Origin of the sequence: Kitasatospora sp. NPDC057692, assembly GCF_042799475.1 — a bacterium.
In the GTDB taxonomy this organism is placed as follows: Bacteria; Actinomycetota; Actinomycetes; order Streptomycetales; family Streptomycetaceae; genus Kitasatospora.
This window is the reverse complement of the sequence record NZ_JBHVIV010000043.1, coordinates 64,707-73,926: the sequence shown is the minus strand read 5'-3', so window position 1 is coordinate 73,926 and position 9,220 is coordinate 64,707. Positions and strand designations below refer to the sequence as shown.

7 protein-coding genes and 1 rRNA gene are annotated in these 9,220 nt (G+C 75.6%); all 8 read left to right on the top strand.

From position 1 onward, the window contains the following. Positions 1 to 92, top strand: a 5S ribosomal RNA gene (gene rrf / locus ACFVFS_RS23495); the annotation flags it as partial. A 220-nt stretch (positions 93 to 312) separates the two neighbouring features. After that, positions 313 to 1,725, top strand: coding sequence for a histidine kinase (locus tag ACFVFS_RS23490; protein ID WP_380626573.1), 1,413 nt, complete (start codon positions 313 to 315; stop codon positions 1,723 to 1,725). After that, on the top strand, positions 1,677 to 2,342 hold the full coding sequence (locus ACFVFS_RS23485) for a LuxR C-terminal-related transcriptional regulator (RefSeq protein ID WP_380626572.1): 666 nt from the start codon (positions 1,677 to 1,679) through the stop codon (positions 2,340 to 2,342). The genes ACFVFS_RS23490 and ACFVFS_RS23485 overlap by 49 nt, the downstream gene beginning before the upstream one ends. 180 nt (positions 2,343 to 2,522) lie before the next feature. After that, positions 2,523 to 4,133 (top strand): DUF2637 domain-containing protein, encoded by a 1,611-nt coding sequence (locus tag ACFVFS_RS23480; protein ID WP_380626571.1) that lies wholly within the window; start codon positions 2,523 to 2,525, stop codon positions 4,131 to 4,133. A 113-nt stretch (positions 4,134 to 4,246) separates the two neighbouring features. Then, the gene (locus ACFVFS_RS23475; protein WP_380626570.1) at positions 4,247 to 5,539 is read left to right on the top strand and encodes a DUF6986 family protein; all 1,293 of its coding nucleotides are present in this window, start codon (positions 4,247 to 4,249) and stop codon (positions 5,537 to 5,539) included. Between the two features lie 117 nt (positions 5,540 to 5,656). Then, entirely contained in the window at positions 5,657 to 6,313 is a 657-nt protein-coding gene (locus tag ACFVFS_RS23470; protein WP_380626569.1) for a YigZ family protein, read from the top strand. 160 nt (positions 6,314 to 6,473) lie between these two features. After that, positions 6,474 to 6,788 (top strand): cupin domain-containing protein, encoded by a 315-nt coding sequence (locus tag ACFVFS_RS23465; protein ID WP_380626568.1) that lies wholly within the window; start codon positions 6,474 to 6,476, stop codon positions 6,786 to 6,788. 218 nt (positions 6,789 to 7,006) lie between these two features. Beyond that, positions 7,007 to 8,761 carry a hypothetical protein gene (locus tag ACFVFS_RS23460; RefSeq protein WP_380626567.1) on the top strand — a complete coding sequence of 585 codons (1,755 nt, stop codon included), beginning with the start codon at positions 7,007 to 7,009 and terminating at the stop codon, positions 8,759 to 8,761. Positions 8,762 to 9,220: the final 459 nt, after the last annotated feature.

Sequence of the window (9,220 nt, the reverse complement as noted above, 5' to 3'; positions counted from 1 at the left end):
CGCCCGGTTACATTCCGAACCCGGAAGCTAAGCCTCACAGCGCCGATGGTACTGCAGGGGGGACCCTGTGGGAGAGTAGGACGCCGCCGAACAATTCTTCTGAAAAGCCCCTGCCGGGGATACCGGCAGGGGCTTTTCGCATTTCTGCGTCTCCGGACGGAGTGCATCAGGGGCGAGGTGGACCTAGCACCACCCCGAAGTCGGGTGGGACGGCCAGTGCACCCGTCCGGGTCCGCGGGGAGACTTGGTCAGGAGGATCGGAGCCGGCCTGCGGCACCGGCATCAACAGCGGGATCGGCAACAGGAGTGCTCGTGGCAGCAGAGAGTCGGATCAGCGGGGGCGGCGCCGTGCGCGTCCGGACCGAGGCGGCGCTCACGGCGGGCGGCCTCGGACTGGCGCGGTTGGCGCTGCTGGTGCTGGGTGTGGTCCCGACCGTGGCGGTGCCGGCCTTCGGCGCGGTGTTCGCGGGCGCCACCGTCGCCTGGATGCTCGACGCGTACTACCCGGCGGCGTTGTTCGCACTGGTCGCCGCCGTGATCGCGGGCCTGACCCTGGCCGGGCTGTTCGTGCGCCCGGGAGCACGTCGGACGCGGGCGCGGCTGGACAGTTGGTACGGGCTCCGCCTGCCGGTCTCGTACAGCCCGCGGCCGGCGCTGGAGGCGGACGCGCGCGGCCACTGGTGGACGGGCTACTCGTACCACCGGTCCCACGGCGTGGCCCGGCTGGCGCAGTTGCTGCACTGGTCGCTGCGGGACCGGGCGACCCGGTCCGAGATCCTCTGGCTGGTGGTCAGCCCGCCGCTGGTGGTCGCGCTCGGCGCGATGGTGGCGGGGCTGCTGGCGGGCGGGGTGGTGTACCTGGTGATGGGGGTGCGCGGCTACGAGTCGTACGGCCCGACCTCCACGGGCGCCGCCACGATGCTGTTCTCGACCCTGCTGGGGATCGGGCTGATCGTGCTCGGCGTGCTGCTGGCGCCGTACGCGGTGCGGCTGTACGCGGAGGTGGCGCGGCGGGTGCTGGACCAGGACGGCCGGGCCACGCACGCCCAGCTGACCCGGCGGGTGGCGGAGCTGACCGAGACCCGTGCCGACGCGGTCGGAAGCCAGGCGGCCGAGCTGCGGCGGATCGAGCGGGACCTGCACGACGGCGCGCAGGCGCGGCTGGTCGCGATCGGGATGACGCTGGGCACGATCGAGCACCTGATGGAGACCGATCCGGGGGCGGCGCGGGAGCTGCTCTCGGAGGCCAGGCAGTCCTCCGCGCGGGCGCTCCAGGAGCTGCGCGACCTGGTCCGCGGCATCCACCCGCCGGTGCTGGCCGAGCGCGGGCTGGGCGACGCGGTGCGGGCGCTGGCGCTGGACTGCGCGCTGCCGACCGAGGTGTGTGTGAGCCTGCCCGACCGGCCGCCGGCGCCGGTGGAGGCCACGGCCTACTTCAGCATCTGCGAGCTGCTGGCGAACGCGGCCAAGCACTCGGGTGCCGAGCAGGTCTGGGTGGACATCCTCTACCGGGCCGGTCGGCTGCGGGTCACGGTGACGGACGACGGGGTCGGCGTGGCGGATCCCACCCGGGGGACCGGGCTGCGTGGGATCGAACGGCGATTGGGTACCTTCGACGGTGTCCTCGCCATCGACAGTACGTCGGGCGGTCCGACCACCATCACCCTGGAGCTGCCGTGCGAGTTGTCCTCGCCGAGGACCTCTACCTCCTTCGAGAAGGTCTGATCCGGCTGCTGGAAGCGCACGGCTTCACGATCGCCGCCGCCGTCGAGACCGGACCGGAGCTGTTGGACGCGCTGCTGACGCACCGCCCGGACGTCGCCGTGGTCGACGTCCGGCTGCCGCCGACGCTCACCGACGAGGGCCTCCAGGCGGCGCTCAAGGCCCGGCGGGAGATCCCCGGGCTGCCGGTACTGGTGCTGTCGCAGCACGTCCAGCAGCTCTACGCACGGGAGTTGCTGGCCGACGGCACGGGCGGGATCGGCTACCTGCTGAAGGACCGGGTCTTCGCCGCCGACCAGTTCATCGACGCGGTCCGCCGGGTGGCGACCGGCGGTACCGCGATGGATCCGGACGTCATCGCCAAGCTGATGCAGACCACCTCCCGCCGTCCCGGCCCGCTGCAGCGCCTGTCGCCCCGGGAGCGGGAGGTGCTGGAGCTGATGGCGGAGGGCTGCTCGAACTCGGCGATCGCCGCCCGGCTGACGGTGAGCGACGGGGCGGTCGCCAAGCACATCGCCAACATCTTCACCAAGCTGGAGCTGGCCCCCGCGGAGGACGCGAACCGCCGGGTGATGGCCGTGCTCGCGTACCTGAACGGCACGGCGGGGCGGGCGGCCTGACCGGGCGCCCGTTCAGGGGGCTGTGACGGCCCGGGCTGCGAGAACGCTGGGACAGGTGTACGAGTAAACTCCGGTGGGCCGAGCCCGGAGGTGCCTCAGCCGTCCGGCGCCCCGACACGCGGGAACCGGCAGCCGTGGCAGCGTACGGCCGCAGCCGACATCCAGGGGTTGATAGACGTTATGGCACGCCCATCGCTCACCAAGGCCCATCGGGGCCTGCTCGGCATGGTTGCCGCCGGGGCCTGTGTCATCTCGGGTATCGGCTTCGCCGGCTCGTACAACGCGGTCAAGGAGCTGGCAGAGGAGAAGGGCTTCGGGGCCTTCTCCTACGCCTTCCCGATCGGCGTGGACGCCGGCATCGTGGTGCTGCTGGCGCTGGACCTGGTGCTGACCTGGTTGCGCATCCCCTTCCCGCTGCTGCGGCAGACGGCGTGGCTGCTGACCGTGGCGACGATCGCCTTCAACGCGGCGGCCTCCTGGGGCGATCCGCTCGGGATGGGCATGCACGCGGTCATCCCGCTGCTGTTCGTCGTGGTGGTCGAGGCCTCGCGGCACGCGGTGGGCCGGATCGCGGCGATCACGGCGGACCGGCACATGGAGTCGGTCCGGCTGATGCGCTGGGTACTGTCCCCGGTGCCGACGTTCCGGCTCTGGCGCCGGATGAAGCTGTGGGAGCTGCGCTCGTACGACGAGGTCGTGCGGCTGGAGCAGAACCGGCTCGTCTACCGGGCCCAGCTGCGGTTCCGGTACGGGCGCGGGTGGCGCCGTTCGGCGCCGATCCAGGCGCTGCTGCCGCTCAAGCTGGCCAAGTACGGGGTACCGCTGGACCCGGCGGTGTTCGACCGGATGGACGAGGAGTCCGAGGCGGTGCGCGAGGCGAAGGCGGCCCGGGAGGCCGAGGCCGCGGCCCGCGCGGAGGTGCTGGCCGCCCAGGAGGCCCGGGCCCTGGCGGAGAGCCGTGCGGCGGCGGCCCTCGTGCCGGCGGGACAGGTGGCGCAGGCCGGGGACGGCGGGACCGCGGGGCCGGCGAAGGCGTCGGCGCGTCCACAGGGTGGTGCCCAGGCGCCGGCTCCGATCGGTCCGCAACCCCAGCAGACCCAGCAGACCCAGCCGTCGCAGGTCCAGGCCGAGCCGGCGCCGGCGGAGGTGCTCGCCAAGCTGGCCGCCGTGCGGCTGCGGGACGCGCAGGAGCCGGCGGGCGAGGAGCCGCAGGTCCCGCCGCAGTCGGAGGAGGAGCTGAACGTGTGGACCGCGCGGGCCGTGCGGACCACCGGTCACCCGAGCGACGGGGCGCCGGGAGGACGGGTGCCCGGCCAGGTCTCGCCGTGGTTCAAGGCACCGCGTCCGACCGAGCCAGGGGAGGAGCCGGACGGCGGGCCGGAGCAGGCCGCGGCCGATCACGGCGCCGACGCCGAGGCGTACGCCGAGTACCCGGGCGAGCCGGGCTTCCCGGCAGAGGCCGGGTTCGCTGAGCCCGCGTTCGCAGAGCCGGAGTACGCCGAGGCCGAGCCCGCGCGGGAGGTGCCGGAGGCCGGGGAGCGCCCGCAGCGTCCGTTCGGCCCCGCGCCGCGTCCCGGCTCGTACCGGCTGGACCCGGAGGAGGTGTTCGAGGCGCTGGTGAGCTACATCGAGACCTTCGAGCACGAGCCGGACCCGCAGCGGCTGGCCGCCTGGCTGACTGAGAAGTACGGGGTGACCGGCAGCCGTTCCGACGGGTCGGTCCACCCGAAGGACATCGAGGCGCTCCTGCCGGAGCTGCGCGGCCGCTACGCCGCCTCCGGGCGGGACTGACGCCGTCCGCGCGCCATTGACGCCAGGTCGCGGCCCGTCTACCTTCGCATCAACAAACTGTTGAAGCGCTGGCCGGGCGCGGGCCCCGCGCATGCTTGCGTGAGGAGTGGCGGATGTCGCGGGTCGAGACGGGCGGGACCGGGCCGACGGGCGGAGCGGGGTTCTCCGCCGCCGCCCGGGCCGCCGTGGACGCGCTGCTGGCGCCCGTCGACGCCGACCTGGCCCGCCGCTACCCGGGCGATCCGGGCGGCCGACAGCCGGTCCACACCGTCTACGTGCCGGCCGACGCCTTCGCCGCCGACACCGTCCGGACCTGGGGCCGGCAGGCCCTGGAGACGCTCGACACCCACGCCGGGACCCCCGCCGAGCTGGCCCGCGCGCTCGGTGTGCCGGACGACGCGCTGCTCGCCGAGGTGCACCGCCGGGTGCGGGCCAAGCTGGAGCGCGAGCCGGTCGAGGACCTGCGGATCGACTTCGAGGACGGCTACGGCCTGCGGCCCGACACCGAGGAGGACGCCGCCGCCGTCCGGGCCGCCGAGCTGGTGGCCGCCGCGGTCGCCGGGGGCAGCGCCCCGCCGTACATCGGCATTCGGACCAAGTGCCTGGAGGCGGCCGTCCGGGACCGGGGCATCCGCACCCTGGAGCTCTTCCTCGGCACCCTGCTGGCCCTCGGCGGACTGCCTGACGGGCTGGTGCTCACCCTGCCCAAGGTGACCTACGCCGAGCAGGTCACCGCACTGGTCCGGCTGCTGGAGGACTTCGAGCGCGCCGCCGGGCTGCCGGCCGGACGGCTCGGCTTCGAGATCCAGATCGAGACCACCCAGGCGATCCTGGGCCCCGACGGTCGGGCCACCGTCGCCCGGATGATCGAGGCCGCGGAGGGGCGGGCCACCGGCCTGCACTACGGCACCTTCGACTACAGCGCCGCGTGCGGGGTCGCCCCGGCCCACCAGAGCATGGACCACCCGGTCGCCGACCACGCCAAGGCGGTGATGCAGGTGGCCGCCGCCGGGACCGGGGTCCGGCTCTCCGACGGCTCCACCAACGTGGTCCCGGCCGGGACCACCGCCCAGGTGCACGCCGCCTGGAGGCTCCACCACGACCTGGTCCGCCGCTCGCTCGCCCGCGCCTACCACCAGGGCTGGGACATGCACCCGGCGCACCTGCCGACCCGGTACGCCGCCGTCTACTCCTTCTACCGGGAGGGCCTCGCCCCGGCCGCCGCGCGGCTCTCCGCGTACCTGGGCAAGGCCGGCGGGGACGTCATGGACGAGCCGGCGACCGCCCGGGCGCTCAGCGGGTACCTGCTGCGCGGGCTGGACTGCGGGGCGGTCGACCCGGCCGAGGTCGGCGAGGCGACCGGGCTGGACCGCGCCCGGCTGGAGGCGCTCGCCGGCCGCCGCTGAGCGACCGGCCGGACGCCGGGCGGGGGTTAGGCTGGCGGAGCGGTCCCCGGGCGAGCTGTCGCCCGGCGCGGGCCGCGCCGTCCGCCCCTCGTCGCCGTCCGGGAGAACCGCCGCGCCATGTCCGCCACACCGGAGCCGACCCCCAGGCCGTACCTGACCATCCGGGGCGCGGGCACGCACGAGCTGGAGATCAAGAAGTCCCGGTTCATCTGCCACCTCGCCCGGGTCGTCGACGAGGAGGAGGCCCAGGCGTTCATCGCGGGGATCCGCAAGCGGTACTGGGACGCCCGGCACAACTGCACCGCCTTCGTGGTCGGCGACGAGCAGCGCCGTGAGCGCTCCAGCGACGACGGCGAGCCCGGCGGGACGGCGGGCGTGCCGATGCTGGAGGTGCTGCGCCGGCGCGGCGTCACCGACACGGTGGCGGTGGTGACCCGGTACTTCGGCGGGATCAAGCTCGGTGCGGGCGGCCTGGTGCGGGCGTACGGGAGCGCGGTGTCGGAGGCGCTGGACGAGGTCGGGCTGCTGGAGCGGCGGCCGGTCGCGCTGCTCGCGGTGACGGCGGACCACACCCGGGCCGGACGGGTGGAGAACGACCTGCGGGCGGCCGGGTTCACCGTGAGCGACCTGGCCTACGGGGAGGCCGGGGTGCGGATCGAGGTCGGGGTGCCGGAGCCGGAGGTCGCGGCCTTCCACACCTGGCTGGCCGAGGCGACCGGCGGGACGGCGGCCGCGGTGGCGGCGGGCCGCACCTACGTCGAGGTCCCGGTCTGAGCGGGCGCCGGTCGGCCCGGCGGTCGGGGGCGGCCGCGGGGCGGCGCCGGTTCCGGACAGCTTTTCGGCCGGTTTCCGGCCGCCCGGTCCCGGGGCCGCGACGCGCTGCCTAGCCTGGTCGGATTCCGCCGATCAGGCCAGCCAGGGAGCCGACACCGCGATGCCCGTCGTCCGGACCATCACCCTGGGACCGGGGGACAGCACCGGCTGGCACTACCACCCGGGCCGGGTGGACGTCGTGGTGCTCGCCGGCGAGCTCACCCGGACCCTGCGCGACGGCCGGGTGGAGGTCAGCCGGGCCGGCGACTGCCTGGTGGAGCACGCCGGGCCGGCGCACATCCACGTCGGCGACAACCGCGGGAGCGTCCCGGTGGTCCTGGTCGCCCGCTACGAGGCGCTCCCCGGCCACCCGCTCGCGGTGTCCGTGCCGGTCCCCGGGCGGAGCCGCAGCGGCGCCGGGCACCGCGTCGACTGAACCGGTCGCGCACCCGGTCGGCGGTCCGGACGGCCCAGCAGATCCTCGTCGTCCGCGACGGACGGCTTGAGCAGATTCACCCGAATGTAGTGACGTGGCCCGGAGTTGGAACTTCCGCTCCGGGCCATGGCGTTTCCTGGGCACAGGTCCGGCGAACCGGACCAATGACGCACCGATGGAGGACACGGGACCCCACCACCGAACCCGGAGGTATGTGCATGACCGCGGAACGCTCCTCGTCGTCGCTGCCCGCCCAGGCCGGCCCCGCCGGACCCGGCGGCCCCACGACGCCCTACCGGATGACCGTCACCACCACCCTCCCGCACGCCGACGCCCTCGCCCTGGCCGACCAGTGCCTCGCCGCCTGGCTGAAACAGGAATGGCGCGAGGAACCCCCGCCCCCCGAACCCGCCGCCCCCGGCCCGGGCGCGCCGCTCGCCGAACGCTTCCGGCTCGGCGAGCGCGTCCTGCTGGACCGTGACGGCGGACCGCTCGACGGCCCGCCGCCCGGCGGCCGCTACGACCGCCGCCGGGTGCGCACCCCCGCCCCGCACGGCACCGACCGGCTCACCCTGACCGTGGCGACCGGCCCGACCGGCCCGACCTGGCTCCGGCTGGAGGCCGCGACCCAACCCGCCGGCAGCGGCGTGCGCACGCCCGGACGGGTGCCGGTGCCCGAGGTGGTCCGCGCCCTGCTGCCGCTGCTGGACGCCTCCGACGGACCGGCCGCGGTACCGGCGGCGCCCCGGGTGCTCACCGCCGCCGGCGTCGACCGGCTCGTCGACGAACTCTGCGACCCGGACCGCCGGATGCCCACCGTGGTGGCCAGCGTCCCGGCCGGCCTCGGCACCGGCCAGTGGCTCGCGGACGTCGTCGGCCCGCTCTGCGACCAGCTGCCCGGACTGGCCGGCCTGTACGTCCTCGACCCGGACGCCAGGACCAGGTTCAACGTCGCCCTCGAGTACCACGCGGTCTACGGCGGAGCGGTGCGCACCTATCTGCCCGAGGTCGACCCGGCCTCGCGCTGGGACGGCCGCCGCCACCCGGTGCTGGCGCGCAACCGGATCGAGGAGGACCCGCGGCGCGCGGCCGCCCTGCTGTCCCGCGAGCCGCGCCGGCTCGCCGCCGAACGGCCGCTGCCGCCGGTGCTGGCGGGCGTCCCCGCCCTGCGGGTGCCCCGCCCCGCCCCGGCACCCGGATCCGCGCCCGCCACGTCGGCGCCCGCCCACGGGCGGGAGGAGCGGGAACGGGCCGCGCACCCGGGACGGCACGAGGGCCGCCGGGAACACCACCGCGAGCGGCCGAAGCCCAAGGCCCTGCCGACCGGAGCGGCCACCGGCCGGGCGACCGGGCCCGGCCAGCCGCGGGTGTCGATCGGCCGGCTCTGCGCCGCGCCGGGCGGCGCGGGCACCGCCACCGCGCCGATCGCGCCCGTCCGCAGGACCGGGCGGCGGCGCGCCGGAGCGCCCGGCGGCCGCGGCGGCGTCCCGCTCACCTTCACCGAGCTGATGGCCCGGCTCGGCGAGTTCCCGCTGCTCACCTTCACCGGCGACCAGAAGGCCGCACTCGCCCTCGACGAACTGCGCTGCGCCGGCGGCGGCTGGGCCCGGCTCACCTGGGACGGCCTCACCGCGCTCCAGGAGTACGCCGAGGCGGCCGTGCGCGGCCGGGCGGGCGGCGACTTCAAGCAGTGGTGCGAGCGGACTCCGGCAGGATGCCACCGCTTCCCGCCCCGCAAGGCGGTGCGCGGCGAGTCCCGGACGGTGCACAGCCACGCCAAGTGGAAACGCGAGCGGATGCTCCCGGTGCCCGAGTGCGTGGACGCCTCCCGGCGCGCCTTCATGGGCGCCCACCTGCGGATCGGCGGAGGCCGGACCGCGCCCCGGCTGCACTACCTCGACGACTGTTCGGGCAGTGGCCGGATCTATGTCGGCTACATCGGGTTGCACCTGACCAACACCCGGACCAACTGAGAGGCTTGGCTGACCGGTGCGCCCGTTCGGTGGACAATGTCCGGAAGGGGGCGGGCCTCGGGGTGGCCGTCGGGCTGCCGACCGCCCCCGGGCAGCCGCCGGACGAGCATGGGGGAACGACCACCGATGCAGTACTCAGCAGACGGCCAGTCCGACGGCGCTGTCACGGCCCCCCAGCCGGGCTTCCTGGCCTCGGTCTTCCGCGACCTCGGGGTCGAGCCGGAGGACGACGGCCCGTCCGGTCGTCCGTCCGGCGCCCCGCGCGGTGCTCCGGACGGCCCGTCACCCGACGGTCCGCCGGGCGTGGGGGGGGGGGGGGCCGGGGCCCCCCCCCCCCCCACCCCAATGTTCCCCCCCCGCTTACTCCGGGGGGCCTGGGGCTCCCGCCCGGGGCCGCCGGGCCACGCCGGGCCGTACCGGCACAGCACCGACCGTCGGCCCGGCGAAGCACCACCGCAC